The organism is Streptomyces sp. NPDC020299 (assembly GCF_044387825.1).
Taxonomy (GTDB): Bacteria; Actinomycetota; Actinomycetes; order Streptomycetales; family Streptomycetaceae; genus Streptomyces.
Map to the genome: position 1 here is coordinate 300,643 of NZ_JBIRWL010000006.1, position 26,752 is coordinate 327,394.

The following is a 26,752-nucleotide window of genomic DNA, read 5'->3' on the forward strand; positions in this document are numbered from 1 at the left end:
GCACCCTCGGGGACACGCCCGGGTCACCCGAACGACACCCGCCATAGACTCGGCTGCGTGCTCCACCTGCCTCCGCTCGCCCGTTTCGGCGACCGTCTCGCCACCGGCCTCCTCGACGTCACCAGTGATCCGGCGGCCCTGGACTCCACCGGCTTCTGGGTCGTCTGCGCCGACTTCGAGGGCCGTGTGACCTGTGCCCGGTTCGCGGACGTACGCGAGCAGCCCGTGCCCGCACCGATGCCGGGGAGGTGGCGGGGCCCCGCCGTGGGCGCCTGGACCTCGTCGCTCGACCGGGCCGCGTACACGGAGGCGGTACGCCGGATACGCGCGTACATCGCGGCCGGCGAGGTGTACCAGGCCAACCTCTGCCGTGTCCTGACCGCGCCCGTCGCGCCCGACGCCGACGTGGACGCCCTGACCGCACTGCTGGCGCGCGGCAACCCGGCACCGTATGCAGGAACGATTCGGCTGCCCGGGTACGGCGTCGAGATCGCCACCGCCTCGCCCGAACTGTTCCTGCGCCGGGACGGGCGGACCGTGGAGTCCGGACCGATCAAGGGCACCGGACGCACCGAGGCCGACCTCCTGGAGAAGGACTACGCCGAGAACGTGATGATCGTGGACCTGGTCCGCAACGACATCGGGCGGGTCTGCGCCACCGGCAGCGTCACCGTCCCCGACCTCTGCGCCGTGGAGAAACACCCCGGCCTGGTCCACCTCGTCTCCACGGTCCGCGGCGAGCTGCGCGACGGAGCCGGCTGGCCGGAGCTGCTCGACGCCGCCTTCCCGCCCGGCTCGGTCACCGGCGCGCCCAAGTCGAGCGCCCTGAGGATCATCGACGCCCTGGAGACGGCACCGCGCGGCCCGTACTGCGGCGGGATCGGCTGGGTCGACGCCGACCGCGGCGCCGGAGAGCTGGCTGTGGGCATCCGCACCTTCTGGATCGACCGCGCGGAGGGCGTCCTGAGATTCGGCACCGGCGCCGGCATCACCTGGGGTTCCGACCCCGAGGGGGAGTGGCGGGAGACCGAGCTGAAGGCGTCCCGGCTGCTCGCGGTAGCGTCGGGGGCGTACGAGGAGAGTGGAGGGGCAGTTTCATGAGGATCTGGCTGGACGGCGGGCTGCAGGACGTCGAGACCGCCCGTGTCTCCGTCTTCGACCACGGGCTGACCGTGGGCGACGGCATCTTCGAGACGGTCAAGGCGGTCCACGGCAAACCCTTCGCGCTCACCCGGCACCTCGACCGGCTGACCCGCTCGGCCCGGGGCCTGGGCCTGCCCGACCCCGACCACGACGAGGTCCGCCGGGCCTGCGCGGCCGTCCTCGAGGCCAACCCGATGCCGCTCGGCCGGCTGCGCATCACCTACACCGGCGGCCACGGCCCGCTCGGCTCCGACCGCGGCGAGCACGGTCCGACCCTGGTGGTCGCCCTCGGCGAGACCGGCCGCCGCGCCGACTCCACCGCCGTGATCACCGTCCCCTGGACACGCAACGAGCGGGGCGCCCTCACCGGCCTGAAGACCACCTCGTACGCCGAGAACGTCGTCGCCCTGGCCCGTGCCCACGAACAGGGCGCCACCGAGGCGCTGTTCGCCAACACGGTCGGCCGGCTGTGCGAGGGCACGGGCTCCAACGTCTTCGTCGTCCTGGACGGTGAGATCCACACCCCGCCGCTCGCCTCCGGCTGCCTCGCCGGCATCACCCGCGCCCTGACCGTGGAGTGGACCGGCGCGAAGGAGACCGATCTGCCGCTGGACGTCCTGGAACGGGCCGACGAGGTCTTCCTCACGTCCACGCTGCGGGACGTACAGGCCGTGCACCGGGTCGACGACCGGGAACTGCCGGGCGCCCCCGGTCCGGTGACCGCCAAGGCGATGCGGGTCTTCGAGGAGCGGGCCGGGGACGACCTCGATCCCTGAGGGCCCCGGGGGAAATCGGCTGACGTGCGCCTTCTCGATGGGTAGAACACTCTGATGACGACGACCCTGCGGCCGACCGAGCCGCTTCAGCAGCACCCGGACGGAGCCCGCTCGCGGCGCTACCAGGTGTGCGTCAACGGCCGCCCGGTGGGCGGAGTACGCCTGTCCACCCACCCCGAGTACGGGCCCACCGTGGCCCGTCTGGAAGACCTGCGCGTAGCGGAACCGGACCGCAGGCGGGGCCGGGGCACGGTGGCCGCGCTCGCTGCCGAGGAGGTCGCTCGCGGCTGGGGCTGCCGGCGCATCGAGGTGTCCGTGCCCGAGGAGTCCGCAGCCGCGCTCCGGCTCGCCACGGCGCTCGGGTACGTGCCGCGCAACCGGAACATGGCGAAGCCCCTGGGCGGTACACCGCCCGGACTGCCGCCCGGCAGCACGGCCCGGCCCATGTCGGAGGACGAGTTCGGCCCGTGGCTGGCAGCGGACCGGGACCACTTCGCACGCAGCATGACGACGAGGGGAGTGTCGGAGGCAGAGGCGTACGCCAGGGCGGACGAGGGGCACCGCCTGCTCCTGCCGGACGGGCTGGCCACCGAGAACATGCTGATCAGCGTCCTGGAGCACGGGGGGACCCCGGTCGGCACCCTGTGGGTCGGGCTGGATCTGGCACTGTGGCCGGAGGCCGCGTACGTGCTCAACGTCGAGGTGCGCGAGGAGCAGCGGGGCCGCGGGCACGGGCGCACACTGATGCTGCTGGCGGAGACCCAGGGGATCGGAGCCGGCAAGGGCCGCATCGCTCTCAACGTCTTCGCCGGCAACACTCCGGCGGAGCGGCTCTACGCGTCCCTGGGATACGCGCCGACCGCTCACCACCTCTACAAGGACCTGGGCTGAGGAACCTGCGGCGAGGAACCTCGCCGAGGACCGGCGACCTGAGCCGAGGCCGGCCCTACGCGCCTTCGGCCAGCAGCCGGTCCGCGATCTCCTCGACGCGCTCGCGCAGCCCCTCCTGGGTCTTGCCGCCGTCGAGGCGCTCGCCGCCGAGGACGTACGTCGGGGTGCCCGTGACACCGATGGCCTTGCCCTCGGCCGCGTCGGCGTCGACGATCAGGATGTGCCGGCCGTCGATCAGGGCGGTGTCGAACTCCTCGGCGTCCAGCCCCAGTTCCCGCGCCACCTCGACCAGGAAGGGTTCCCCCTCACGGTCCAGCTCCTCGACGCGGTCCAGCACCGCCTCGACGTACGCCCAGCCCTGCCCCTGCTCCAGCGCCTCCTCGGCGGCCTGTGCGGCGGCGAACGCGTGCTTGTGCTTCTCCAGCGGGAAGTGCCGCAGCCGCAGCTCCAGCCGGTCGCCGTAGCGGGCGCGCAGCGCGCGCAGGTCGTCGAGGGCGCTGCGGCAGTCCGGGCACTGGAGTTCGCACCAGACGTCCAGCACGGGGACGGCGGTGCCGGCGGGGGAGGAGTCGCTCATGCGCACCAGTCTCCCAGGCCGGACCGCACCGGCCCAACCGGGACCGTGGGGCACGAGCGGCCGGACCGGCCCCAGGGAGGAGGCGACCCGGAGATGTCCCTGATGTCGGGCCAGGGCATGGCCCCGCGGGTGCGCGGCGGTGCACGATGGAGGTGCACGAGGGAGGTGCGAGGGAACGTGGTGCCGCCTGCCGCGGTGACCGGCACGTTCCTGGCACCCGCCCCGCCCGACCCAGCCGCCTGGAGGACCGGATGATTGCCGAGACAGTCTGTTCCGCCGTGTCCGCGGCCGGCCTGGGCATCGCCGTGGTCACGGCCTACCGCAGGCGCTTCCTTGCCGCGGCCCGGATCGCCGCGTACTCGCTCGTGCCGGTGGGGCTGGTGATGACCGGCGTCGTCGGCTGGCTGGCCGACACCGCGTTCAGCCCGACCGCATGGGCGGGCTTCGGGGTGCTCGGCGCCGCCTGGGCCCTGTTCGCGACCACCCGGGTCGTGGAGCGCCGGCGCGGGGGCACCCGGGCCGAGCGCAAGGCGGCCAGGGCCGCGGACCGCGAGGCGGTCGCACCGGCGGCCTCCGAGCCCTCCCTCGGTCCCGCCACGCGTCCGGCCGCCCGTCCCGCCACGGCACCCCGGGCCGGCGGCACCGCCGACGATTTCAGCGACATCGAGGCCATCCTCAAGAAGCACGGCATATGACCTGGCACGAAAGCCTCTGAGGGATCCTCTGCGGGAACCCCTGGGGGAACAAAGATCGTCCCCTGCGCGCCCCGAAACGATCACTGGTCGGCCGCAAGTGAACCGGAGATCAAGGATTTCGGCGAACTCCCGTACATTCCGTGTGTGTTGATCGCGGACGGGGCGCCCCGTGGTCCATCATCGCCGCGAGATGCTGGACACGTCAGAGAGCGAGGCCGCGCCGCCGAAGGACGAGCCGCGCGGGTGCCTCTTCGCCCTTTCCCAGCCACCGCTGATGATCTTCCTTGCGGTGATCGGGTGTCTGCTCCTCATGGCTGCGCTGCACGATCTGCTGTTGCTGTGAGCCGTACACGCCCGTCCCCGGCGTCACCCGCCGGGGGCGGCGTCGACATCCAGGCAGCGCACGGTTCCCGCAGGTGCGGCATCGGACCCCACCGGCGCTCAGCCCGTCGCCTCTTTCCGCCGGGCCCGGTAGGCGGCCACGTGCAGCCGGTTCCCGCAGGTGCGGCTGTCGCAGTAGCGCCGCGAGCGGTTCCGGGAGAGATCGACGAAGGCCCGACGGCAGTCGGGCGCCTCGCAGCGCCGCAGCCGCTCCTGCTCCCCGGCCACCACGAAGAACGCGAGCGCCATCCCGCAGTCCGCGGCGATGTGGTCGGCCATGGAGGCGCCGGGGGCGAAGTAGTGCACATGCCAGTCGTAGCCGTCGTGATCGGTCAGCCGGGGAGTGGTGCCCGCGGCGGCGACCAGATCGTTGATCATCCCGGCGGCCTTACGGGCGTCCGGCGCGGCGAAGATCCCCGCGAACCGCCCGCGGACCTTGCGCACCGCGGAGAGGTCGAACTCCGAGAGCACCCCCACATCGCTGATCTCGTGCTTCCGTACGAAATCAGCCAGCGCCGCGACGTCCGGCAGCCCGTCCGCCGCCGAGTCGTCCTCCGGCACGGTGTTCACCAGAGCCACCACGGTGTCGAGGGCACACCGGGTGTCGTGGGTGATCAGCACGTTTCGCTCCCTGCCTGGGGGGTCGGGCGGACGCCCGCCGATGCTGGCCGATGGTAGCGACACTGCCGAAAGAACGGCTGCGCGCCCGCGGGGGTTCCCGTCGTGCCCGCAGGGCAGCCCGGCTCGCCAGGGGCGCTGGACCGGCCGCGGGGCAGATGAGCGCGCACACCGACGCCGTCCCCGTGAACACGCACGGTGACGGCGTCGGTCATGCCGTATGCGGTTGTCCTGGCCCGAGAGCCGCCCGAACCGTCTCCCCGAGTGGACGGTGCCGGCCGGCTTCGACCCGCGACCTAGCTTTCCGCCAGGATGTGCGAGAGCTCCTGATCCAGATCGAAGTGCCGGTGTTCCGTGCCGGGCGGCACGGCCGCGTCCGTCCGCTTCAGGAAGGATTCCAGGGCCCGCGCCGGGGCCTCGAGCAGGGCCTCCCCCTCCGGAGAGCTCAGGGCGATGCAGACGACGCCCTGACCATGACTCCGGGACGGCCAGACGCGGACGTCGCCGGTGCCCGTGGGACGGTGAAGCCCCTCGGCGAGGAGGTCGCGGGCGAACACCCACTCGACGGTCTCCTCGGCTCCGGTGTGGAAGGTGGCGTGCACGGCGTAGGGGTCGGCCGTGTCGTACCGCAGGCCTGCGGGGACAGGCAGGGAGGACTCGCTCGACACAACGAGGCGCAGGTGCAGCTCGCAGCTGACCGTGGTGTTCATAAGCGCCAGGGCCTTTCGCTCAGTGTGCGCTCGGGGATTCGCACGTCGGCGAAATCGACATGCCACCTACGGTGCCGTTGTAAACCCCTCTGAGTGTTTTGCGTGCGTTTACGTAACTCTTCCGGCTCATGACTGATCCGCCAGATACGTCCATTCCGGTGACAGGTTCCGCTCCGGTAGTGTTTGGTCGTATGAATACGGGGAGTAACGATCCGGGTGAAGTCGCCATGGCGACGGACAAGGCGGAGGCGATGACGGACGGGGCGCGGGACGAGCGGGGACTCGGCTCGAAGGCGCCGGAATTCATCAAGGCTCGGCGTGCACTGCACCTGAGCTGGCAGGTCGGGGTCTTCGTGATCGGGCTCGCGGTCGTGGCGGCGGGGATCGTCATGCTGCCGCTCCCCGGGCCGGGCTGGGTCGTGATCTTCGCCGGCATGGCGATCTGGGCGACCGAGTTCGTCTGGGCCCAGCTGGTCCTGCGCTGGACCAAGCGCAAGGTCACCGAGGCGGCCCAGCGGGCGCTCGACCCCAAGGTGCGCCGCCGGAACATCATCCTGACCTCGGTCGGCCTGGTCGTCGTAGGCGCCCTGGCCGGGATCTACCTGTGGAAGTTCGGCCTGGTGATGCCCTGGAAGATCCGGGACCAGTGAGCCGCCCCGGGCCCCGGCCCGGCCGCTCGCCCCGGCCGCCCATGGTCGGTCGCACCCCTGACATGCGGTAATGTTCTTCCTGCACCCGGGCGATTAGCTCAGTGGGAGAGCGCTTCGTTCACACCGAAGAGGTCACTGGTTCGAACCCAGTATCGCCCACCCCCGGAACCACGGCCCACCTGCGATCCCGCAGGTGGGCCGTGGTCGTATGCCGCTCGGGCGGGTCTGCGGCCTGTTGTCTCTCGCCGGAGCCTGACACCCGCCCGACAGTCACCGGCGGATCGGCCGGGAGTCGGCGTGATTCGGCGAGCCTCCCGCAGGGCCCCAATCCCCTCACCTGCGGAGTCGCCACTCCGCGCGGTCACCGCTCAAGAAAATCCTGTCCGAATCATTGACGCACCCTCGGGCCCTCCGTACCTTGTGCCAGCAAGCGCTTACTTGAAACGATTCATGCATACGGTGATGAGGCTGCGGGGAGGCCCAACAGTGGCGATCGGCAAGAACTTTGAGAGGCGTACGATCCTGAAGGCCGCCGGGGCGGGGGCGGCCGCGCTCGGGCTGGGGGCGACGGCGGGGTGCGGGGGTGACAGCGGCTCGGGGGACGGGTCGGTGACGCTCCGCTACGCATGGTGGGGTGGCGAGCCGCGCACCGTCGCCATCAAGAAGACGATCACGCTCTTCGAGAAGAAGTACCCGAAGATCAAGATCAAGCCTGAATTCACCGACTACGAAGCGTTCTGGGAGAAGTTCCAGACCCAGGCCTCCGGTGGGAATCCGCCGGACGTTTTCCAGAATGCGGTCGCATTCCTGCGCAAGTACGACAAGCGCGGAGTTCTGATGGATCTCAAGACCCAGGCGGACGCGGGGAATCTGAGCCTGAAGAACTTCCGCAACGGTGTCCTGGCGGCCGGTCAGGCCGATGGCAAGCAGCTCGGCGTTCCCGTCGGCGCCAACACCATGGCGCTCGTCATCGACCTCAAGGCCTTCAAGAAGGCAGGGGTGGAGGCGAAGTTCGGCTGGACCTGGGACGACTACTTCGACGCGCTGCAGACGATCCAGGACAAGCTGAAGATCGCCGGTGACACCGGCTACTTCGCCATCATGTACCTGTATGACCTGTACCTGCGGCAGAACGGCAAGGCCTTCTTCACCGACAGCGCTCTCGGTTTCACCGAGGACGATCTGACGCAGTGGTGGGAGGACGGCTACAAGCGAGTGAAGTCCGGGCTCGTCGCCGACCCGAAGAAGATCGAGCAGGTCAAGCCCAAGTCCGGCCTCTCCGCGGGGCTCGCCGCGTCCGAGTTCACCTGGGACAACTTCTCCATCCGCTACGAGGGCGAGGGCGACTCCGACTACGGGCTCGCGCCGATCCCCACCACGAACGGCAAGGACACCGGCCAGTACCTCGGCTCGCTGATGCTCAGCGCCTTCGCCGGGACCAAGCACCCCAAGGAAGCCGCCCAGTTCATCGACTTCATGGTCCACGACCCCGAGGTCGGCAAGATCATGGGCTACGACCGCGGCATCCTCGCCACGACCGAGCAGTACGACGCGTTCAAGCCCACCGACGCCCAGAACAAGGGCGTCGCGGCGTACGAGGACGAGGTCGCCAAGGCCGGAGTCCTCGGGAAGATCACCCCGCACCCGTCCGGTGCCGACATCGTCGAGGCGGCGTTCCTGCGGATCGGCGCCGAGGTCGCCCAGGGCAAGTCCAAGCCGGCCGACGCCGCCAAGACGCTGTTCAGCGAGGCCAAGGCCGCGTTCGCGGGCTGAGGGGACGTACCACCATGACGCTCGTCAAGGAAGCGCCCGCGCGCCCGGCCGGAAAGCGGTCCGCCGCTCCCGCCGCCGGGCGGCGCGGGCGGCGCCGCGAGAACATCGCCGGCTATCTCTTCATGTCGCCGTGGATCGCGGGGTTCCTGCTGCTCACGGCGGGGCCGATGATCGCGTCGCTGTACTACGCGTTCACCAGCTACAACCTGTTCACGCCACCGAAATGGGTGGGCCTCGACAACTTCACGACGATGTTCCACGACCCGCGCTGGCAGAAGTCGGTGCAGGTCACGCTGAAGTACGTCGTCGTGGCCACACCGCTGAAGCTGCTGCTCGCACTCGGCGTGGCGCTGCTGCTCGCGCAGAAGCGGCGCGGACAGGCTCTGTACCGGGCCGCGTTCTACCTGCCCTCGCTCATCGGCGCCAGCGTCTCCGTGGGCTTCGTGTGGCGGGCGCTGTTCTCGGACGACGCGATCGTGGACCGTACGCAGAAGATCTTCGGCCTCGACGTGGGCGGCTGGATCGGCAACCCGGACTACGTGATCTACGCCCTGGTGGCCCTCAGCATCTGGCAGTTCGGGGCGCCGATGGTCATCTTCCTGGCCGGCCTCAAGCAGGTCCCCCGGGAGCTGTACGAGGCGGCCGAGGTGGACGGGGCCGGTCCCTTCCGGCGGTTCTGGAACATCACGCTGCCGATGATCTCACCCGTGCTGTTCTTCAACGTGCTGCTGGAGTCCATCCACGCGTTCCAGGTGTTCGGCTCCGCGTACGTCGTCTCCGACACCCGCTGCGGGCCCGCCGACGCCACGCTCGTCTACACCTGTTACCTGTACCAGAAGGGCTTCAAGGAGGCCCAGATGGGCTTCGCCGCCGCGATGGCCTGGACGTTGGTGGTCGCGGTCGCCCTCGTCACGGCGGTCCTGTTCTGGTCGCAGAAGAAGTGGGTGCACTACGAGGAGGCCGCCAAATGACCACCGCCACCAGCCCCGCCGCGCGCACCGCGAACGAGCGGGGGCGCATCGGATCGATCGCCTGGCACGTGGGCGCGCTCGTCGTCCTCGCGGTCGTGCTGTACCCCGTGATCTGGGTGGTCGGTGCCTCGTTCAAGCCGAGCAAGGACATCATCGCCAGCCTCGACCTGCTGCCCGCCAAGCCGGTCTGGGCGAACTTCTCCGGGCTCGCCGACGGCATCTCCGGCCTCTCCATCAGCGGCTTCTTCATGAACTCGCTGACATACGCGGTCCTTGCCGTGGTCGGTGTGGTGCTGTCCAGCTCGCTGACCGCCTACGCCTTCGCCAAGATCCGGTTCGCCGGGCGGAACCTGCTGTTCACGCTGATGATCGGCACGCTGCTGCTGCCGTACCACGTCCTGCTCATCCCGCAGTACGTGATGTTCCGCAAGCTGGAACTCGTCGACACGCTGGTGCCGCTCGTGGCAGGCAAGTTCCTGGCCACGGAGGCGTTCTTCGTCTTCCTGATGGTGCAGTTCATGCGCGGGCTGCCGCGCGAGCTGGACGAGGCCGCCAAGCTCGACGGCTGCGGGCACCTGAGGACCTACTGGTCCATCGTGCTGCCGCTGAGCCGCCCCGCCATCATCACCAGCGCCATTTTCACCTTCATCAACGCGTGGAACGACTTCATGGGGCCGTTGATCTACCTCAACACTCCCTCGAAATACACCGTTTCGCTCGGCCTGATGATGTTCCGGGACCAAGAGGGCATCTCCGACTACGGCAGCATGATCGCGATGTCGCTGGTGGCGCTGGTGCCGGTCATCGCCTTCTTCATGGCCTTCCAGCGGTACCTGATCGACGGCATGGCGACCTCCGGACTGAAGGGCTGAGGGGAGCACCATGGCCGAGGCACGCGTCAAGGCACGCAAGGAGTCCGCGTTCTCCGAGCGGTTCGCGGTCTTCGCCGAGTGTCTGCTGACCGGGGTGTGGATCGCGGTCGCCTCGCTCGGAGTCGTCACATACCCGGCCGCCTTCGCCGCCGGCGCCCGGCATCTGCGCCGCCGTACCGCCCACGAGGGCGGCGGTCTGCGGGAGTTCGCCGCCGACTTCCGGGCGGCCCTGCGCGGGGGCTGGGCCGTCGGCGTGGCCGGGTGGGTCGCGGTGGCCGTGGCCTGGGTGGACGTGCGGGCCGTCCGGGCCGGACTGCCCGGCGGGCCGCTCGTGGGGGCCGTGGGTCTGTTCGCGCTCATCGGGCTCGTCGTCGCCGGACTGCGCGCGGCGGCGGTGTGGAGTCCGGGCGAGAGCTGGCGTGCCCTGCTCGCAGACGCCGGCCGCCGGACCGTTCGCGATCCCGCCGGATCCTTTCTGCTCGTCGGCGGAGCGGTCCTCACCGCCTGCTCCGCCCTGATCGTCGCACCACTCGCGGCCCCCGTGCTCGGGGCCGTCGCGGCGGCGGCCGTCGCCGTGGAGGAGCGGTACCGGCGCCGCTGACCGGCGGTGCCCTCGATCGGGGTCGGTGCCCTGGGCGCCGTACCTCTCTCTGTCATGCCCCTGACCAGTCGCAAGCGTCAAGACTTCCCGAACGGAAAGGACAGGTCGAACTCTCATGTCTCCCATCCCCCGCAGATCCCTCCTCAAGGCGGCCGCGGCCGCCGGAGCCGCCGCCCAGTTCAGCTGGGTACTGGGGGCGAGTGACGCACAGGCCGCGCCCGCAGCGGCGGCCGACGGCGCGGACCCGGTGACCCTCGACTGGCTGGAGGACGGCGGCCTCGGGGCCGCACCGGGCTCCACGGTCGGCGTGCCCTGGCCGATGGGCGCGTACCAGGAGGACCAGACCTTCGCGATCACGGACGCCGGCGGCAAGGACGTGCCCGTACAGTCCTGGCCGCTCGCCCACTGGCCCGACGGCTCCCTCAAGTGGACCGCCCACGCGGTGAGTTCCGGCTCCGGCAAGCTCACCCTCAAGGCCGGTACGCCCGAGGCCCCCGCCCAGAAGGTCACCGTGGACAAGAGCGGCGGCACCATCGACGTGTCGACCGGCGTCATCACCGCGAAGATCGGCAAGAACGGCTCCACGATCGTCAAGTCCGTCACCCGGGGTTCGACGGAGATCGCGAAGAACGGGCGGCTGGTGCTCATCCGCCAGCCGGAGATCGAGGACGAGGACCAGGGCTCGGTGAAGACCGAGCGCTTCGACGGCGCCATCTCGTCGGTCACCGTGGAGCAGGAGGGGCCGGTCCGCGCCGTCGTCCGCATCGACGGCAAGCACCGCAAGGGCGACCGCGGCTGGCTGCCCTTCTCGATCCGCCTCTACTTCTACGCGGGCGCCGACTCCTTCCGGATGGTGCACACCATCACCTACGACGGCACGCTGGAGCCCGGCAAGGCCAGCGGGGACTTCATCCGCGGCCTCGGCGTCCGCTTCTCCGTGCCGATGCGGGACGCCGCCTACGACCGGCACATCCGCATCGGCGGCGAGGGCACCGGCCTGCTGCGCGAGGCCGTCCAGGGCATCACCGGCCTGCGCCGCGACCCGGGCGCCGCCGTCCAGGCCGCCCAGTACGAGGGGAAGAAGCTGCCCGACCCGTCCACCTGGGACCAGCGGGTCACCACCCGCCTCCAGTACATCCCGCACTGGGGCGACTACACCCTCTCCCAGCTCTCCGCCGACGGCTTCACCCTGCGCAAGCGCACCAAGAGGGGCTACGGCTGGATCGGCGCCGGCGGCGGCAAGCGGGCCTCCGGCTTCGGGTACGTCGGCGGGGCGAGCGGCGGACTCTCCTTCGGGCTGCGCGACTTCTGGGAGAAGTTCCCCGCCCAGCTCGACATCCGCGACGCCCACACCGACGAGGCCGAGGTCACCCTCTGGCTCTGGTCGCCCGAGGCGCAGCCCATGGACCTGCGCTTCTACCACGACGGCATGGGCCAGGACACCTACGCCGAACAGCTCGAGGGCCTCAACATCACCTACGAGGACTACGAGCCGAAGTTCGGCACCCCGTACGGCATCGCCCGCACCTCCGAGCTCCTCTTCTGGGCCAACGACTCCACCCCGAGCGCCGACACCCTCGCCGACCAGGTGAAGGCCGTACGCGTACTGCCGCAGCTCGCCGCCCCGCCCAAGCAGCTCATCAAGGCCAAGGTCTTCGGCCCCGGCCTGTACTCCGAGCCCGACCGCTCCACCGCCGCCAAGGCGAAGATCGAGGACCATCTCGACTTCCTCTTCACCTACTACAAGGACCAGGTGGAGCAGCGCCGCTGGTACGGCTTCTGGGACTACGGCGACTTCATGCACACCTACGACGCCGCGCGGCACACCTGGCGCTACGACATCGGCGGCTACGCCTGGGACAACTCCGAGCTCTCACCGGACCTGTGGCTCTGGTACGCGTACATCAGAAGCGGCCGCTCCGACCTCTTCCGCTTCGCCGAGGCGCTCACCCGGCACACCGGCGAGGTCGACGTCTACCACCTCGGCGAATGGGCGGGCCTCGGCACCCGGCACGGTGTGCAGCACTTCGCCGACAGCGCCAAGCAGCAGCGCATCGCCAACACCACCTACCGCCGCTTCTACTACTTCCTCACCGCGGACGAACGCGTCGGCGACCTCATGCACGCCAACGTCGACTCCGACGAGACGTTCCTCGTCCTCGACCCGCAGCGCAAGGTGCGCACCGACCCCTACACGCCCGACCGCCACGCCCTGTCGATCGGCTTCGGCACCGACTGGAGCGGCCTGGTGTCGGCCTGGCTGACGGAGTGGGAGCGCAAGGGCCCCAAGTGGGAGAAGGCCAAGGCGCGCGTCCTGTCCACGATGGAGGGCATCGCCGCCCAGCCCAACGGCTTCGTGCAGGGCAGCGGCCTGTACGACCTCGACACCGGCAGGTTCGCCGTGGCCGGCACACCGGTGGTCTCCGTCTCCCACCTGTCGGCCGTCTTCGGCCTGAACGAACTGTGCGCCGAGCTCATCCACCTGGTCGACATGCCGAAGTTCAAGGAGGTCTACCTCGACTACTGCCGCTACTTCAACGCCACCAAGGCCGAGCAGAAGGCCCGTTACGGCTCCGACTTCGGCTCCCTGCTGCTGTTCCAGGGCCACTCGCGCCTCGACGCGTACGCCGCCGTCCAGACCGGTGACGCGACACTCGCCCAGCGCGCCTGGACGAAGTTCTACAGCTCCGACGGCTACACCGAGTCCTCACCGTGGAAGACGGAGAAGCTGAGCGGCCCCGCCACCCTGGTCCCCGGCAGCGAGGCGAGCTGGGTGTCCAGCAACGACACCGCGCTCTACGGGCTCGCGGCCATCGAGAACCTGGCCCTGCTCGGCGACAGGATGCCGTCCTAGGGTGCGAGGGGGAGCGCCGTCGCACGGGCGGCGGCGCTCATTCCCCGAGTGTGGTCCGCGTCACGGCGGGCCGCATGAGTACGCGTACTCAGTTCGACGCGCCCACCATGGGCAGACTCCGTCCATGGACTGGTCCCACTACCGCTTCCGCAGCCTGTGGTCCCTGCCCGCGCCGCCCGCCGCCGTGTACGCGGCACTGGAGCGGGCCGAGGAATACCCCCGCTGGTGGCCACAGGTGCGGGCGGTGACCCGGCTCGACGACACCACCGGCGTCATCACCATCCGCTCCGTCCTGCCGTACGACATGACCTTCACCGCGCGCGAGACGCGCCGCGACCCCGCGTCCGGAATCCTCGAGGTCACCCTGTCCGGCGACATCGAGGGCCGGGCACGCTGGACCGTCACCCCGCACGGCGACGGATCCCTGGCCCGCTACGACCAGGTCGTCGACGTGCACAAGCCGCTGCTCAGACGGCTGGCCGTACCGGGACGGCCGCTCTTCCGCGCCAATCACCGGCTGATGATGCGGGCCGGGCGGCGCGGACTGCTGCGGTACCTGGAAGCGGTTTGAAGGAAGCCCGCCCGGGCCTGTATTGTTCAGTGCGTTCCCGGGCGATTAGCTCAGTGGGAGAGCGCTTCGTTCACACCGAAGAGGTCACTGGTTCGAACCCAGTATCGCCCACCGGGAGAAGGCCGGTCCGCATCCGCGGACCGGCCTTCGTCATGCCGCCGCCGGCAGCTCCGGACGCAGCGGCCACGACGGGTCCACCTCCTCCGGAGAGCCGCTGCGCGCGAACCACGCCTGCAGCCCGCGCGCCTGTGCCGCGTGCCAGCCGACCTGCAGGGCGTGCACCTCGGTCGGCGTCAGCCGCTCCAGCCGGGTCGCGAAACGGCGCCCCAGGGCGCGTACGACCTCCAGCGCCGCCAGAGCGTCCGCCCCCGCGTCGTGCGCGCCGTCCAGCGTCACCTGGTAGTGCGCACACAGGTCGGTCAGCGTGCGACGACCCTTGCGGTAACGGTCCAGGTGCTTGTCCAGCACCCGGGGATCGAGCACCCGCAGTGGCGACGCCTCGAACCAGCGCTCCAGCGAGGACGCGCGATGGCGGCGCAACTCCCGGTCCAGCAGTGTGAGATCGAACGGCGCGTTCATCACCACCAGCGGCCGGCCCCGCGCCGCGTGCTCCGCCAGTTCCTCGGCTATCTCGTACACCACCGGCGCCGGCCAGCGGCCGTTGGCCTGCAGATGCTCGTCCGTCAGCCCGTGCACCGCCGTCGCCCCCTCGGGCACCGGGACACCCGGGTTCACCAGCCAGCGCCGCACCCGGGGCCGGGTGCCCGGGGCGTCCTGGACGACGACGGCGGCCGACACGATCCGGTCGGTCTCGACGTCCACGCCCGTCGTCTCCGTGTCGAAGGCGGCCAGCGGCCCCTCGTACCAGCACGTCATACGACCACAACTCCTCTTTCACCCACGGCAGCTGACATACCGTCTTCTGCCTGTTTGGTGATACCCGGGCTGTTTGCGCCGTACGCCGGAAGGACACAACAGGAGTACGGGTCTTTGCAGTTCAGCGGCCCGCAACGGGGAAATCCTTGGCGTGGAAGGCTGTTCGTCATGGCGATAGCGCAGCCCGAGCGGGGCGGGCTGCTGCCCGAACGCACGGGCCTTCTTCGCGGCACACTCGCCACCACCGCCTGCATGGAGACACTGCAGGTCGGCTATCTGCACGCGGTCGCGGCGGCGGCGGGCTGCTCGCTGTCCCAGCCGTTCCCGGACAACGGCATCGACTGGCACATCAGCCACAGCGCACCCGGGCACACCGTCGACGACGAGGTGACCGTCAAGGTCCAGCTGAAGTGCACCTACCAGATCGCCCCCAACCCTCCGGGCCGCTTCTTCTCCTTCACGCTCGACAACGATCACCTGCGCAAACTCGCCCGCACACCCGTCTCGGTGCACAAGATCCTCGTCGTGATGCTCGTGCCGAGGTCCCAGGACGACTGGCTGCGCGCCGGCCACGAGCGCCTCGACCTCAGGCACTGCTGCTACTGGATCAACCTCGCCGGCCACCCCGTCACCGGACGGCACCGGACCACCGTGCGGATACCGACCTCGCGCATCTTCGACGACCGGGCGCTGTGCGAGATCATGACGCGGGTCGGGACGGGAGGCACACCGTGACGCACCACTCCCTCGACGAGCCCCCGCGGCAGCTCAGGCCGCATCCCGACGGCCCCGCCGCCCCCTGGGACCGTCCCCCCGACCCCGCCGACGTCGACCCGGCCGTCCTGAGCGCCCTGCTGCACCGGCACGGCTGGCGGCGGCGCGGCGGAGCCCCCGGACGCTACGGCCGCTGGACCCCGCCGGGCCCGGCCGGCAACGGCACCAGCCTGCTCGTGCCCGAGAGCCGCGCCTTCCCCGACAGCGACGACCTGCTCGGCGAGGCGCTCCTCGCCCTCACCCGCAGCGGCACGCCCTCCGCCCGCGAGGTACTCGTCTCCCTCGCCGTCCCCAGCGACGAGATCCACTGGTGGCGGGACGCGCCGAGCGGCCCCGCGGGCGCCGCCCCCTGGACCGTCGAGGAACAGCTGCGCGCCGCGGCCCGCCAGACCCTCCTCGCCGCCGCGCTCGCCACACGCGCGCGGGCCGGCTACCACGGCGCCCGGCACCGCCGGCCGGCCGCCGCGCTGCTGGAGCACGTCCTCGTCGGCCCGGCCGCCCCGGGCCGCCCCCTCACCGTCTTCGTCCCCGTGGGCACCGCGCGACCCCTCGCCGTACGCCTCCACCAGGCCCTGTACGCCGCCCGCGAGGCGATCGACTACCGGCGGGCCACCGGCGGCATGGACGCCTTCGAGGGCGCCGTCGAGGCGGGCGTCAGCCGTGAGCTGACCGACGCCCTCATCGCCCTTGTGCGCGGGACGGAGGGCGCCCGGATCGCCGTCGACTGGGCACCGGCCGCCGGTGTGCCCGAGGGCTGCGCGGCCCCGGCGGAACCCGTGGAGTTCTCGCCGGGCGACCTGCCCGCCCTGCGCGAGGCCGGGGCCCGCTATCTGCGCGAGGAACCCGCTGTGCCGGTGCGGATCACCGGGGCGGTGGTACGGCTGCGCAGGCCGGGCCCGCGCGGCGCGGGCACCGTACGGCTGCGGGTGATCGCCGGCGCCGAGGTGCCGCACGTCCGCGTCACCCTGGGCGAGGAGGACTACCGGATCGCCGGGCACGCCCACCTCGTCGGACTGCCGGTGCGGGTGCAGGGGCGGCTGGAGAGCCGGGGCGGCTTCCGCAGGCTCACCGGCGCCTGCGGGGTCGTACCGGTACAGGTGGACGACGCCGAGCGGGACCAGCTGCTCAAGTCACTGCACGAGAACCTCGACTTCTTCGGGGAGGCGGGCGGGCCGGAGGACTGAGGGTGACCGTTTCGCGGTCGGCGGCCCGGGGTCGGTACGATCGCAGTCATGCGCGCGCCCCTGGTATGGCGCCGCAACCCATCTTCAGTCAGGAGAGACCGGTGTCAGACGTCCGTGTGATCATCCAACGCGATTCCGAGCGGGAAGAACGCGTGGTGACGACGGGCACTACGGCCGCCGAGCTCTTCGCCGGCGAGCGCTCGGTCATCGCCGCGCGCGTCGGGGACGAGCTGCGGGACCTCGCCTACCAGGTCCGGGACGGCGAGACCGTCGAGGGCGTCGAGATCTCCTCCGAGGACGGCCTGAACATCCTGCGCCACTCCACCGCGCACGTCATGGCGCAGGCCGTCCAGGAACTGTTCCCCGAGGCCAAGCTGGGCATCGGCCCGCCCGTCAAGGACGGCTTCTACTACGACTTCGACGTCGAGAAGCCGTTCACGCCCGAGGATCTCAAGGCCATCGAGAAGAAGATGCAGGAGGTCCAGAAGCGCGGGCAGCGTTTCTCCCGCCGTGTCGTCACCGACGACGCCGCCCGCGAGGAGCTGGCGGACGAGCCGTACAAGCTGGAGCTGATCGGCCTCAAGGGCTCCGCCTCCGCCGACGACGGAGCGGACGTCGAGGTCGGCGCCGGCGAGCTGACGATCTACGACAACCTGGACGCCAAGACCGGCGACCTGTGCTGGAAGGACCTCTGCCGCGGTCCCCACCTGCCCACCACCCGGAACATCCCGGCGTTCAAGCTGATGCGCAACGCGGCCGCCTACTGGCGCGGCAGCGAGAAGAACCCCATGCTCCAGCGCATCTACGGCACCGCCTGGCCGTCCAAGGACGAGCTCAAGGCCCACCTCGACTTCCTCGCCGAGGCCGAGAAGCGCGATCACCGCAAGCTCGGCAGCGAGCTCGACCTGTTCTCGATCCCCGAGCAGATCGGCTCCGGCCTCGCCGTCTTCCACCCCAAGGGCGGCATCGTCCGCCGCGTGATGGAGGACTACTCGCGCCGCCGTCACGAGGAGGAGGGCTACGAGTTCGTCTACACCCCGCACGCGACGAAGGGGAAGCTCTTCGAGACGTCCGGGCATCTGGACTGGTACGCCGACGGCATGTACCCGCCCATGCAGCTCGACGAGGGCGTGGACTACTACCTCAAGCCCATGAACTGCCCGATGCACAACCTGATCTTCGACGCGCGCGGCCGCTCCTACCGCGAACTGCCGCTGCGCCTCTTCGAGTTCGGGACCGTGTACCGGTACGAGAAGTCGGGCGTCGTGCACGGTCTGACCCGAGCCCGGGGCTTCACGCAGGACGACGCGCACATCTACTGCACCCGTGAGCAGATGTCCGACGAGCTCGACAAGACGCTCACCTTCGTCCTCGGCCTGCTGCGCGACTACGGCCTGACCGACTTCTACCTGGAGCTGTCCACCAAGGACCCGGAGAAGTTCGTCGGCTCCGACGAGGTCTGGGAGGAGGCCACGGAGACCCTCCGCCAGGTCGCCGAGAAGCAGGGCCTGCCGCTGGTCCCGGACCCGGGTGGCGCCGCCTTCTACGGCCCGAAGATCTCCGTCCAGACCAAGGACGCGATCGGCCGTACCTGGCAGATGTCGACCATCCAGCTCGACTTCAACCTGCCGGAGCGCTTCGACCTGGAGTACACCGGTCCGGACGGTGCCAAGCAGCGCCCGGTGATGATCCACCGTGCCCTGTTCGGTTCGATCGAGCGGTTCTTCGCCGTGCTGCTCGAGCACTACGCGGGCGCCTTCCCGGCGTGGCTCGCCCCGGTCCAGGCGGTCGGCATCCCGATCGGGGACGCCCACGTCGAGTACCTGGAGAAGTTCGCCGCCGCCGCGAAGAAGCAGGGGCTGCGGGTCGAGGTGGACTCCTCCTCGGACCGTATGCAGAAGAAGATCCGCAACGCCCAGAAGCAGAAGGTGCCCTTCATGGTCATCGCGGGCGACGAGGACATGTCGGGCGGCTCCGTTTCCTTCCGCTACCGCGACGGCTCCCAGGAGAACGGCATCCCCTTCGACGAGGCCATCGCGAAGATCGCGCGGGTCGTCGAGGAGCGGACGCAGGTCTGACGCGCAGGCTCCAGCGGGCCTCCGGGGAGCTTCGGTTCCCCGGGGGCCTGTCGTGTTGCGGCAGGCCATATGCTGCGTTGCATGACGAGTGAGCCGGAGCAGCAGATCGGAGTGGGGACGCAGGACGCGTTCCAGCGCCTGTGGACGCCCCACCGGATGGCGTACATCCAGGGCGAGAACAAGCCGAGCGGCCCGGGCGCCGGCGACGGCTGCCCCTTCTGCTCGATCCCGGCCAAGTCCGACGAGGACGGGCTGGTCGTCCGGCGCGGTGAGCATGTGTACGCGGTGCTCAACCTCTACCCGTACAACGGCGGCCACCTGATGACCGTGCCCTACCGGCACGTCGCGGACTACACCGAACTCACCGGTCCGGAGACCACCGAACTGGCCGAGCTGACCAAGCAGGCGATGACGGCCCTGCGCACCGCCTCCGGCGCGCAGGGTTTCAACATCGGCATGAACCAGGGCACCGTGGCGGGCGCCGGCATCGCCGCCCACCTCCACCAGCACATCGTGCCCCGCTGGGGCGGCGACACGAACTTCATGCCGGTGGTCGGCCACACGAGAGTGCTGCCGCAGCTGCTGGCGGACACCCGCAAGATGCTGGCGGAGGCCTGGCCGACGGTGTGAGCGCGCGGCGTTGATTCCCGGGGGGGCACAAGCCCCCCCGGACCTACGCTTCGTACAGATCGGCCTTTTTGGGGGTCGGATCCTGCACCTGTCCGCTGAGGAACGCCGACCGCGCGCCGAACTTCTCCACGTCCACGCCGTTCTCCCGCAGCACCTTGATCGCCGAGGAGTGCACCACCCGCAGCACCGGCGTGGCGGCGCGCAGCGCGTCGTCGGCCATGAACCGGTGGCGCCACGGCTTGTCCGCCCAGACGTGCCGGAGTCCGAACGGCTCGGGCAGCCCGAGCGTGCCGCCGAGCCAGTTCAGCAGCGGCGGGTACCAGGTCAGCGGTGCCCGCGCGGCCAGTCGTACCACCTCGTCGGCGTCGACCAGCGGCAGGTTGATCGTGCGGGACTCCCACGGCTTGAGGGATTTGGCGACCGATTTCGTCGGCGCCTCGGGCTTCGAGGTGAACAGCGAGTGCACCGGTCCCAGCGCGTGCCCGGTCACCTCGATGCGCAGCGTCTCGTGCAGCACGGTGACGGTGATCAGCATGGTGATGATCAACTGGCCGTCCCACAGCGTCCATTGCACCCCGAGGTAGTGCCGGTCGCCGCTGCCGAACTGCTGCTTGTTGCAGATGTCCTGTATGGCGTGCGACTTGACCTGGTACGCCTCGACGTCGGTGCCCTCGGGCCGGGAGACCGCCTTGGCGTTCTCACCGGTCGGCGTGACGATCCAGTGCCGGATCGAGGGCTTGGGGAAGCCGCCGGTGTTCAGCGGGCCGCGCTCCAGCATGCGCAGCTGGTCGTGGATCGCGCGGATGACGTCCCAGCTGCGGAAGGGGTGGATCTCCCGGGCGGCATCGGCCGGGACCAGGTCCTCGGCGAGCTGCCAGGCACCCCAGCGGGTGCCCATGCCGAGTATGCCCTTGGGCCCGGCGTAGAAGACGGAGTTGGACTGCTGCTCGGCGCTGAGCTTGGCCAGGGACTGGCGCAGCTGCTCGGCGGCGGTCTGGGCGGGACTGCTGGGCACCGACTCCGGGATCTTGGCGCCGACGCTGCTGCCGGCGAGCAGACCGCCCCAGCGCCCGCGCAGGTCGTGTGCGGTGCGCTCGCAGATGCGCTTGGCCCAGAACCAGCCCAGCACCGGAGCGACCACGGCCGCGCGCGCGTACCAGGCCCAGAACCCGTGGAACGGCATGCGCACCAGGAACAGCGCGGCGAGCGCGCCGAAGGCGACGAGCAGGGTGGTACCGAGGGCGCCGGCCCGCTTGTTGGTGAGTTTGGCGATGGTGGAGCGGATCTGGAAGACGAGCAGCCACACCAGGAGCCCGGGCAGGAAGAGCAGGCCGCACACCACCATGACGGCGGACAGCCGGTTGTCGCGGTCCCGGCGGATGGCGTTGGCCGCGAGGCAGTGCTCGACGACGACCTGGGGCTCGGTCCCGAAGGACTGGATGAGCGCGCCTCGGCCGGGGGCGAGCATGCGGTCGACCACGGCCCGGGAGAAGGCCTCGCCGAGATTCGGCCTGAACAGGGAGATCCTGCCGTCGTTGACGGTCGACTCGTGCCATTCGTTGTTGGCCTTGAGTATCTCCGCGACGCCGCTGTCCCGGTAGGCCGCCGAGGCCAGGGCGAAGGTCGCCGCCTGGCTCTCGTCCCCCGAGATGGGCACCTGTGGCCCGTCCCATTCCGTTCCCACCGACATTCCCGCCCCCGATCGCCGCGGCCCCGCTCCTGCGGCCTTCCCGACTTCCTTGCTCCGCACACCTGTTGATCAGGACATCTGGTGATCAGGCGCATGCGTGTTGATCACATCACCAGCGTATCCGCAGGCACCGACATTCGTCGGCGGACGGCCGAAGCCGCCCGCCGACGGTGGAACGCCGGCCGACTACGCGGATTCCTTCGCCTCCTCCCGGACGCGTTCGGCGATCTGCGGCGGCATCGGTTCGTGCCGGGCGTACGCCCGGCTGAAGCGGGCGGTGCCGTGCGACAGGGACCGCAGGTCGACCGCGTACCGGCCGATCTCGATCTCCGGCACCTCGGCCCGTACGAGAGTGCGTCCGGTGCCCACCTGTTCGGTGCCGACCACCCGGCCGCGCCGCCCGGACAGATCGCTCATCACGGTGCCCACGTAGTCGTCGCCGACCAGCACCGTGACCTCGGCGACCGGCTCCAGCAGATGGATCCTCGCTTCGGCGGCGGCCTCCCGCAGGGCGAGCGCGCCCGCGGTCTGGAAGGCGGCGTCGGAGGAGTCCACCGAGTGCGCCTTGCCGTCCAGCAGCGTGATCCGCACGTCGATCAGCGGATATCCGGCGGCCACTCCCTTGGCGGCCTGCGCCCGTACGCCCTTCTCGACCGACGGGATGAACTGCCGGGGTACGGCACCGCCGACCACCTTGTCCACGAACTCGATGCCCGAGCCACCGGGCAGCGGCTCCACCTCGATCTCGCAGATGGCGAACTGCCCGTGCCCGCCGGACTGCTTCACATGCCGTCCGCGTCCGGCGGCCCTGGTGCCGAAGGTCTCGCGCAGGGACACCTTGTGCGGTACGACGTCGACCTGGACGCCGTACCGGCTGCGCAGCCGCTCCAGGGCCACGTCCGCGTGGGCCTCGCCCAGGCACCACAGCACCACCTGGTGGGTGTTCTGGTTCTGTTCGAGCCGCATGGTCGGGTCCTCGGCGACCAGCCGGGACAGGCCCTGGCTGAGCTTGTCCTCGTCCGGTTTGCTGTGCGCCTGGATGGCCAGCGGAAGCAGCGGGTCGGGCATCTCCCACGGTTCCATCAGCAGCGGGTCGTCCTTGGCGGACAGGGTGTCCCCGGTCTCGGCGCGGTTCAGCTTGGCCACGCACGCGAGATCGCCCGCGACGGCGTGGCTGACCGGGCGCTGCTGTTTGCCGAACGGCGTGGACAGGGCTCCGATGCGCTCGTCGACGTCGTGGTCCTCGTGGCCGCGGTCGGCCAGCCCGTGCCCGGAGACGTGCACCGTCTCGTCGGGGCGCAGGGTGCCGGAGAAGACACGGACCAGGGAGATGCGGCCGACGTAGGGGTCGGAGGACGTCTTGACGACCTCGGCGACCAGCGGTCCGCCGGGATCGCACGGCTTGAGCTCGCGCGCTGTGCCGTCGGGCGTGGTGACCCGGGGCTGCTCGCGCTCCAGCGGGGTCGGGAAGCCACCCGTGATCAGCTCGAGCAGTTCGACCGTGCCGAGGCCCTGCCGGGCGCCGTCGGCCGCGGGGGCGGCGGCCAGGACGGGGAAGAACACACCGCGCGCGACGGCCCGCTCCAGGTCCTCGATCAGCGTCTTGACGTCGACCTGCTCACCGCCGAGATAGCGGTCCATGAGGGTCTCGTCCTCGCTCTCGGAGATGATTCCCTCGATGAGCCGGTTGCGGGCGTCCTCGATCCGTGGCAGCTGGTCCTCGCCCGGCTCGGACTCGTCGCGTTCCCCCGAGGAGTAGTCGAACAGCTTCTGCGACAGCAGTCCGGTCAGGCCGGTCACGGGCGCGTGTCCGTCGGGGCCTTCCGGGCCGTACAGCGGCAGGTACAGCGGGAGTACGGCGTCCGGGTCGTCGGCGCCGAACGCCTCCGCGCAGACCCGGGTCATCTCCGAGAAATCCGCCCGCGCCGCCTCCAGATGGGTGATGACGATGGCGCGCGGCATGCCGACGGCCGCGCACTCCTCCCACACCATCCGGGTCGAGCCGTCCACCCCGTCCGAGGCCGAGACGACGAAGAGGGCCGCGTCCGCCGCGCGCAGACCGGCCCTGAGTTCCCCGACGAAGTCGGCGTATCCGGGGGTGTCGAGAAGGTTGATCTTGAACCCGTCCCATTCGACGGGCACCAGGGAGAGCTGTACCGAGCGTTGCTGCCGGTGCTCGATGTCGTCGTAGTCGGAGACGGAGCCGCCGTCCTCCACGCGGCCCGCCCGGTTCACCGCTCCCGCGGTCAGTGCGAGAGCCTCCACCAGAGTCGTCTTGCCCGAACCGGAGTGGCCGACCAACACCACATTCCGTACGGACGCGGGGTGGTCGGCCGCCGTAGCCCTGCCGGCGGCCCCGGGGTGTGTGTGCGCCTTGTCGCCCATGGCCTTGCCTCCCGTGCACGGTGAGGTCACTGTGGGCGCGGACACGCGGCACCGCGTGCACTGGCGGCTCCGGCGACGCCCGCGGTCCTTCGAGCTTTCCACTCCCGTCACGTCGCGTCCATACGAGGAACTCGCGAGGTATACCGATCGCGTCACCGCCGGGCGGTCGCGAGCCATGCGCGCGATCCGGTCGGCGGGTGCGGGTGCCCGGCCGTCGCCCACGCGCGCGCGTGGCTACGATGGGCCAGCCGGAGGCCAGCAGGGGCCGCGGCGCCACCGACCGTCGGGAAGGCCATGCTGAACAAGTACGCGCGTGCATTCTTCACGCGTGTCCTCACACCGTTCGCCGCGTTTCTCATCCGGCGGGGGGTCAGCCCCGACACGGTCACCCTGATCGGCACCGCCGGAGTGGTCGCGGGCGCGCTGGTCTTCTACCCCCGGGGCGAGTTCTTCTGGGGCACGGTCGTGATCACCCTGTTCGTCTTCTCCGACCTGGTCGACGGCAACATGGCCCGCCAGCTGGGCCGCTCCAGCCGCTGGGGCGCCTTCCTGGACTCCACCCTCGACCGGGTCGCCGACGGCGCCATCTTCGGCGGCTTCGCCCTCTGGTACGCGGGCCTGGGCAACGACAACGTGCTGTGCGCCGTGTCGATCTTCTGCCTGGCCAGCGGCCAGGTGGTGTCGTACACCAAGGCCCGCGGCGAGTCGATCGGGCTGCCGGTCGCCGTCAACGGGCTCGTGGAGCGCGCCGAGCGGCTGGTGGTCTCACTGGTGGCGGCCGGTTTCGCGGGCCTGCACAAGTTCGGCGTCCCGGGCATCCAGTACCTGCTGCCCGTGGCCCTGTGGATCGTCGCCGTCGGCAGCCTCGTCACGCTGATCCAGCGGGTCGTCACGGTCCGCCGGGAGTCCGCCGAGGCCGAGGCGGCGGCCGGGCCGGACAGCGCGAACGCCTCCCAGGGGAGCGGGGCGGCGCAGTGAACGCCGGGGAACGGCTGACCGACGCGCTGTACGGGCTCGGCTGGAGCACCGTCAAGAAGCTCCCCGAGCCGGCCGCGGTACGCCTCGGGCGCACCATCGCCGACCTCGCCTGGAAACAGCGCGGCAAGGGCGTGCGGCGGCTGGAGAGCAACTACGCGCGCGTGCTGCCGGGCGCGTCCCCGGAGCGCCTGGCCGAGCTGTCCCGGGCGGGCATGCGCTCGTACCTGCGCTACTGGATGGAGTCCTTCCGGCTCCCCGCCTGGAGCGCCGAGCGGGTCAAGGCGGGCTTCGACCCCAAGGACCTGCACTTCCTGACCGACGGCCTCGCCGCCGGGCGGGGTGTCGTCCTCGCGCTGCCCCACCTGGCGAACTGGGACCTGGCCGGGGCCTGGGTCACCACCAAGCTCGAGACCCCGTTCACCACGGTCGCGGAGCGCCTGAAGCCGGAGAGTCTGTACGACCGGTTCGTCGCCTACCGCGAGGGCCTCGGCATGGAGGTGCTGCCGCACAGCGGCGGCTCCGCGTTCGGCACGCTGGCCCGGCGGCTGCGGGACGGCGGCCTGGTGTGCCTGGTCGCCGACCGCGACCTGTCCGCGTCCGGCGTGGAGGTGACGTTCTTCGGCGAGACCGCGCGGATGCCCGCCGGTCCCTCACTCCTCGCCCAGCAGACCGGGGCGCTGCTGCTGCCCGTCACGCTCTGGTACGACGACTCGCCCGTCATGCGGGGCCGCGTCCACGCCCCGATCGAGGTGCCCGGGTCAGGTACGCGGGCCGAGAAGACGTCTGTCATGACACAGGCGCTGGCCGACGCCTTCGCCACGGGGATCGCCGACCATCCGGAGGACTGGCACATGCTGCAACGGCTGTGGATCAAGGACCTTGATCCCGTGAAGGGGCCCCGGTGAGGATCGGCATCGTCTGCCCGTACTCCTGGGACGTGCCGGGCGGCGTCCAGTTCCACATCCGCGATCTGGCGGAGTATTTCATCCGGCTCGGCCACGAGGTCTCCGTGCTCGCCCCCGCCGACGACGACACCCCGCTCCCGCCGTACGTCGTCTCGGCCGGCCGCGCGGTGCCGGTGCCGTACAACGGTTCGGTGGCCCGGCTGAACTTCGGCTTCCTCTCCGCGGCCCGGGTACGGCGCTGGCTGCACGAGGGCGCGTTCGACGTGATCCACATCCACGAGCCGACGTCACCGTCGCTGGGCCTGCTGACCTGCTGGGCGGCGTCCGGCCCGATCGTGGCGACCTTCCACACCTCCAACCCCCGCTCGCGCGCGATGATCGCCGCGTACGCGATCCTCCAGGCCGCGCTGGAGAAGATCAGCGCGCGGATCGCGGTCAGCGAGTACGCCCGCCGCACGCTGGTCGAGCACCTCGGCGGGGACGCGGTGGTGATCCCCAACGGCGTCGACGTCGACTTCTTCGCCCGGGCCGAGCCCAGACCCGACTGGCAGGGTGACACCATCGGCTTCATCGGCCGCATCGACGAGCCCCGCAAGGGCCTGCCGGTGCTGATGCGGGCCCTGCCGAAGATCCTCGCCGCCCGGCCGCAGACCCGGCTGCTGGTGGCCGGCCGCGGGGACGAGGAGGAGGCCGTGGCATCGCTGCCGGCCGGGCTGCGCGAGCGCGTGGAGTTCCTCGGCATGGTCAGCGACGAGGACAAGGCCCGCTTCCTGCGCAGCATCGACCTGTACATCGCGCCCAACACCGGCGGCGAGAGCTTCGGCATCATCCTCGTCGAGGCCATGTCGGCGGGCGCGCCCGTCCTCGCCTCCGACCTGGACGCCTTCGCCCAGGTCCTCGACCAGGGCGCGGCCGGCGAACTGTTCGCCAACGAGGACGCCGACGCCCTCGCCGAGGCGGCCGTACGGCTCCTGGACGACCCGAAGCGCCTGGCGGAGCTGCGCGAGCGCGGCAGCGCCCATGTGCGGCGCTTCGACTGGTCCACGGTCGGCGCGGACATCCTCTCGGTGTACGAGACGGTGACGACCGGCGCGGCGGCGGTGGCCGCGGACGAACGCACTTCGGGCCTGCGGGCACGGCTGGGACTGGCGCGGGACTGATCGGGCCGA

25 protein-coding genes and 2 tRNA genes are annotated in these 26,752 nt (G+C 70.7%); 21 read left to right on the plus strand and 6 right to left on the minus strand.

Going from position 1 to position 26,752, the window contains the following annotated elements:
- Nucleotides 1-57 precede the first annotated feature (57 nt).
- The 3 genes from ACH45E_RS18190 to ACH45E_RS18200 are packed head-to-tail and all read left to right on the plus strand — an operon-like array spanning nt 58 to nt 2,810.
- A complete protein-coding gene (locus tag ACH45E_RS18190) occupies nt 58-1,101 on the plus strand; it encodes a chorismate-binding protein (protein WP_361441014.1) in 1,044 nt (347 codons plus the stop codon).
- A complete protein-coding gene (locus ACH45E_RS18195; protein ID WP_361441017.1) occupies nt 1,098-1,919 on the plus strand; it encodes an aminodeoxychorismate lyase in 822 nt (273 codons plus the stop codon). The genes ACH45E_RS18190 and ACH45E_RS18195 overlap by 4 nt, the downstream gene beginning before the upstream one ends.
- Nucleotides 1,920-1,973: 54 nt before the next feature.
- Nucleotides 1,974-2,810 (plus strand): GNAT family N-acetyltransferase, encoded by an 837-nt coding sequence (locus tag ACH45E_RS18200; protein WP_361441020.1) that lies wholly within the window; start codon nt 1,974-1,976, stop codon nt 2,808-2,810.
- 55 nt (nt 2,811-2,865) lie between these two features.
- On the opposite strand, the gene ACH45E_RS18205 is transcribed toward ACH45E_RS18200, so the two are convergent.
- The gene (locus ACH45E_RS18205; protein WP_361441023.1) at nt 2,866-3,387 is read right to left on the minus strand and encodes a DsbA family protein; all 522 of its coding nucleotides are present in this window, start codon (nt 3,385-3,387) and stop codon (nt 2,866-2,868) included.
- Nucleotides 3,388-3,638: 251 nt separating this feature from the next.
- Here ACH45E_RS18205 and ACH45E_RS18210 point away from each other — a divergent pair, with 251 nt between their 5' ends.
- Together ACH45E_RS18210 and ACH45E_RS18215 are read left to right on the plus strand one after the other, a co-directional pair.
- Complete coding sequence (locus ACH45E_RS18210) at nt 3,639-4,082, plus strand: hypothetical protein (protein WP_361441026.1); 444 nt, start codon at nt 3,639-3,641, stop codon at nt 4,080-4,082.
- Between the two features lie 169 nt (nt 4,083-4,251).
- A complete protein-coding gene (locus ACH45E_RS18215; protein ID WP_361441504.1) occupies nt 4,252-4,425 on the plus strand; it encodes a hypothetical protein in 174 nt (57 codons plus the stop codon).
- Nucleotides 4,426-4,523: 98 nt separating this feature from the next.
- On the opposite strand, the gene ACH45E_RS18220 is transcribed toward ACH45E_RS18215, so the two are convergent.
- Nucleotides 4,524-5,084 (minus strand): CGNR zinc finger domain-containing protein, encoded by a 561-nt coding sequence (locus ACH45E_RS18220; RefSeq protein ID WP_361441029.1) that lies wholly within the window; start codon nt 5,082-5,084, stop codon nt 4,524-4,526.
- 293 nt (nt 5,085-5,377) lie between these two features.
- The gene (locus tag ACH45E_RS18225) at nt 5,378-5,791 is read right to left on the minus strand and encodes an SsgA family sporulation/cell division regulator (RefSeq protein WP_004002642.1); all 414 of its coding nucleotides are present in this window, start codon (nt 5,789-5,791) and stop codon (nt 5,378-5,380) included.
- Between the two features lie 191 nt (nt 5,792-5,982).
- On the opposite strand from ACH45E_RS18225, the gene ACH45E_RS18230 reads away from it, so the two are divergent.
- The 9 genes from ACH45E_RS18230 to ACH45E_RS18270 all read left to right on the plus strand — a co-directional run bounded on the left by ACH45E_RS18230 (nt 5,983) and on the right by ACH45E_RS18270 (nt 14,194).
- Nucleotides 5,983-6,441: a TIGR02611 family protein gene (locus ACH45E_RS18230; protein WP_361441032.1), complete on the plus strand. Its 459-nt coding sequence runs from the start codon at nt 5,983-5,985 to the stop codon at nt 6,439-6,441.
- Nucleotides 6,442-6,528: 87 nt separating this feature from the next.
- A tRNA-Val gene (locus ACH45E_RS18235) sits at nt 6,529-6,600 on the plus strand.
- A gap of 327 nt (nt 6,601-6,927) precedes the next feature.
- Complete coding sequence (locus ACH45E_RS18240; RefSeq protein ID WP_361441035.1) at nt 6,928-8,214, plus strand: extracellular solute-binding protein; 1,287 nt, start codon at nt 6,928-6,930, stop codon at nt 8,212-8,214.
- Between the two features lie 14 nt (nt 8,215-8,228).
- Entirely contained in the window at nt 8,229-9,185 is a 957-nt protein-coding gene (locus ACH45E_RS18245) for a sugar ABC transporter permease (protein WP_361441038.1), read from the plus strand.
- Complete coding sequence (locus ACH45E_RS18250; RefSeq protein WP_361441041.1) at nt 9,182-10,057, plus strand: carbohydrate ABC transporter permease; 876 nt, start codon at nt 9,182-9,184, stop codon at nt 10,055-10,057. Before ACH45E_RS18245 ends, ACH45E_RS18250 begins: the two co-directional genes overlap by 4 nt.
- Before the next feature lie 10 nt (nt 10,058-10,067).
- A complete protein-coding gene (locus ACH45E_RS18255) occupies nt 10,068-10,658 on the plus strand; it encodes a hypothetical protein (protein WP_361441044.1) in 591 nt (196 codons plus the stop codon).
- Between the two features lie 115 nt (nt 10,659-10,773).
- On the plus strand, nt 10,774-13,512 hold the full coding sequence (locus tag ACH45E_RS18260) for a Tat pathway signal sequence domain protein (protein WP_361441047.1): 2,739 nt from the start codon (nt 10,774-10,776) through the stop codon (nt 13,510-13,512).
- Between the two features lie 124 nt (nt 13,513-13,636).
- Nucleotides 13,637-14,083, plus strand: coding sequence for an SRPBCC family protein (locus tag ACH45E_RS18265; RefSeq protein ID WP_361441050.1), 447 nt, complete (start codon nt 13,637-13,639; stop codon nt 14,081-14,083).
- Nucleotides 14,084-14,122: 39 nt separating this feature from the next.
- Nucleotides 14,123-14,194 (plus strand) — tRNA-Val (locus ACH45E_RS18270).
- 39 nt (nt 14,195-14,233) lie between these two features.
- Here the strand turns inward: ACH45E_RS18270 and ACH45E_RS18275 are convergent.
- On the minus strand, nt 14,234-14,959 hold the full coding sequence (locus ACH45E_RS18275; protein WP_361441052.1) for a 3'-5' exonuclease: 726 nt from the start codon (nt 14,957-14,959) through the stop codon (nt 14,234-14,236).
- Nucleotides 14,960-15,127: 168 nt separating this feature from the next.
- Here ACH45E_RS18275 and ACH45E_RS18280 point away from each other — a divergent pair, with 168 nt between their 5' ends.
- The 4 genes from ACH45E_RS18280 (at nt 15,128) to ACH45E_RS18295 (ending at nt 19,625) form a co-directional block, all read left to right on the plus strand.
- Nucleotides 15,128-15,694 carry a DUF4365 domain-containing protein gene (locus tag ACH45E_RS18280; protein ID WP_361441055.1) on the plus strand — a complete coding sequence of 189 codons (567 nt, stop codon included), beginning with the start codon at nt 15,128-15,130 and terminating at the stop codon, nt 15,692-15,694.
- A complete protein-coding gene (locus tag ACH45E_RS18285) occupies nt 15,691-16,917 on the plus strand; it encodes a hypothetical protein (RefSeq protein ID WP_361441058.1) in 1,227 nt (408 codons plus the stop codon). Before ACH45E_RS18280 ends, ACH45E_RS18285 begins: the two co-directional genes overlap by 4 nt.
- A 101-nt stretch (nt 16,918-17,018) precedes the next feature.
- Nucleotides 17,019-18,995, plus strand: coding sequence for a threonine--tRNA ligase (gene thrS, locus ACH45E_RS18290; RefSeq protein WP_361441061.1), 1,977 nt, complete (start codon nt 17,019-17,021; stop codon nt 18,993-18,995).
- A 69-nt stretch (nt 18,996-19,064) separates the two neighbouring features.
- Nucleotides 19,065-19,625: an HIT domain-containing protein gene (locus tag ACH45E_RS18295; protein ID WP_361441064.1), complete on the plus strand. Its 561-nt coding sequence runs from the start codon at nt 19,065-19,067 to the stop codon at nt 19,623-19,625.
- A gap of 43 nt (nt 19,626-19,668) precedes the next feature.
- Here the strand turns inward: ACH45E_RS18295 and ACH45E_RS18300 are convergent, their stop codons facing one another.
- Both ACH45E_RS18300 and ACH45E_RS18305 read right to left on the minus strand, forming a co-directional pair.
- Complete coding sequence (locus ACH45E_RS18300; protein WP_361441067.1) at nt 19,669-21,315, minus strand: hypothetical protein; 1,647 nt, start codon at nt 21,313-21,315, stop codon at nt 19,669-19,671.
- A 186-nt stretch (nt 21,316-21,501) separates the two neighbouring features.
- Complete coding sequence (locus ACH45E_RS18305) at nt 21,502-23,700, minus strand: elongation factor G-like protein EF-G2 (RefSeq protein ID WP_361441070.1); 2,199 nt, start codon at nt 23,698-23,700, stop codon at nt 21,502-21,504.
- A gap of 294 nt (nt 23,701-23,994) precedes the next feature.
- On the opposite strand from ACH45E_RS18305, the gene pgsA reads away from it, so the two are divergent.
- From pgsA to ACH45E_RS18320, 3 genes are read left to right on the plus strand one after another with little or no spacing between them, the layout of a single operon-like run.
- The gene (gene pgsA, locus ACH45E_RS18310) at nt 23,995-24,678 is read left to right on the plus strand and encodes a phosphatidylinositol phosphate synthase (protein WP_399040981.1); all 684 of its coding nucleotides are present in this window, start codon (nt 23,995-23,997) and stop codon (nt 24,676-24,678) included.
- Nucleotides 24,675-25,583 (plus strand): phosphatidylinositol mannoside acyltransferase, encoded by a 909-nt coding sequence (locus tag ACH45E_RS18315; RefSeq protein WP_361441073.1) that lies wholly within the window; start codon nt 24,675-24,677, stop codon nt 25,581-25,583. The genes pgsA and ACH45E_RS18315 overlap by 4 nt, the downstream gene beginning before the upstream one ends.
- Complete coding sequence (locus ACH45E_RS18320) at nt 25,580-26,743, plus strand: glycosyltransferase family 4 protein (RefSeq protein ID WP_361441076.1); 1,164 nt, start codon at nt 25,580-25,582, stop codon at nt 26,741-26,743. Before ACH45E_RS18315 ends, ACH45E_RS18320 begins: the two co-directional genes overlap by 4 nt.
- Nucleotides 26,744-26,752: the final 9 nt, after the last annotated feature.

Excerpts from the sequence above, each read along its gene's own strand:
- ACH45E_RS18195 (WP_361441017.1), top strand. The coding sequence starts at position 1,098 with ATGAGGATCTGGCTGGACGGCGGGCTGCAGGACGTCGAGACCGCCCGT.
- ACH45E_RS18265 (WP_361441050.1), top strand. The coding sequence starts at position 13,637 with ATGGACTGGTCCCACTACCGCTTCCGCAGCCTGTGGTCCCTGCCCGCG.
- ACH45E_RS18245 (WP_361441038.1), top strand. The coding sequence starts at position 8,229 with ATGACGCTCGTCAAGGAAGCGCCCGCGCGCCCGGCCGGAAAGCGGTCC.
- ACH45E_RS18260 (WP_361441047.1), top strand. The coding sequence starts at position 10,774 with ATGTCTCCCATCCCCCGCAGATCCCTCCTCAAGGCGGCCGCGGCCGCC.
- ACH45E_RS18250 (WP_361441041.1), top strand. The coding sequence starts at position 9,182 with ATGACCACCGCCACCAGCCCCGCCGCGCGCACCGCGAACGAGCGGGGG.
- ACH45E_RS18295 (WP_361441064.1), top strand. The coding sequence starts at position 19,065 with ATGCTGCGTTGCATGACGAGTGAGCCGGAGCAGCAGATCGGAGTGGGG.
- ACH45E_RS18210 (WP_361441026.1), top strand. The coding sequence starts at position 3,639 with ATGATTGCCGAGACAGTCTGTTCCGCCGTGTCCGCGGCCGGCCTGGGC.
- ACH45E_RS18255 (WP_361441044.1), top strand. The coding sequence starts at position 10,068 with ATGGCCGAGGCACGCGTCAAGGCACGCAAGGAGTCCGCGTTCTCCGAG.
- ACH45E_RS18230 (WP_361441032.1), top strand. The coding sequence starts at position 5,983 with ATGAATACGGGGAGTAACGATCCGGGTGAAGTCGCCATGGCGACGGAC.
- pgsA (WP_399040981.1), top strand. The coding sequence starts at position 23,995 with ATGCTGAACAAGTACGCGCGTGCATTCTTCACGCGTGTCCTCACACCG.
- ACH45E_RS18200 (WP_361441020.1), top strand. The coding sequence starts at position 1,974 with ATGACGACGACCCTGCGGCCGACCGAGCCGCTTCAGCAGCACCCGGAC.
- ACH45E_RS18280 (WP_361441055.1), top strand. The coding sequence starts at position 15,128 with ATGGCGATAGCGCAGCCCGAGCGGGGCGGGCTGCTGCCCGAACGCACG.
- ACH45E_RS18275 (WP_361441052.1), bottom strand. The coding sequence starts at position 14,959 with ATGACGTGCTGGTACGAGGGGCCGCTGGCCGCCTTCGACACGGAGACG.
- ACH45E_RS18205 (WP_361441023.1), bottom strand. The coding sequence starts at position 3,387 with ATGAGCGACTCCTCCCCCGCCGGCACCGCCGTCCCCGTGCTGGACGTC.
- ACH45E_RS18305 (WP_361441070.1), bottom strand. The coding sequence starts at position 23,700 with ATGGGCGACAAGGCGCACACACACCCCGGGGCCGCCGGCAGGGCTACG.
- ACH45E_RS18225 (WP_004002642.1), bottom strand. The coding sequence starts at position 5,791 with ATGAACACCACGGTCAGCTGCGAGCTGCACCTGCGCCTCGTTGTGTCG.
- ACH45E_RS18300 (WP_361441067.1), bottom strand. The coding sequence starts at position 21,315 with ATGTCGGTGGGAACGGAATGGGACGGGCCACAGGTGCCCATCTCGGGG.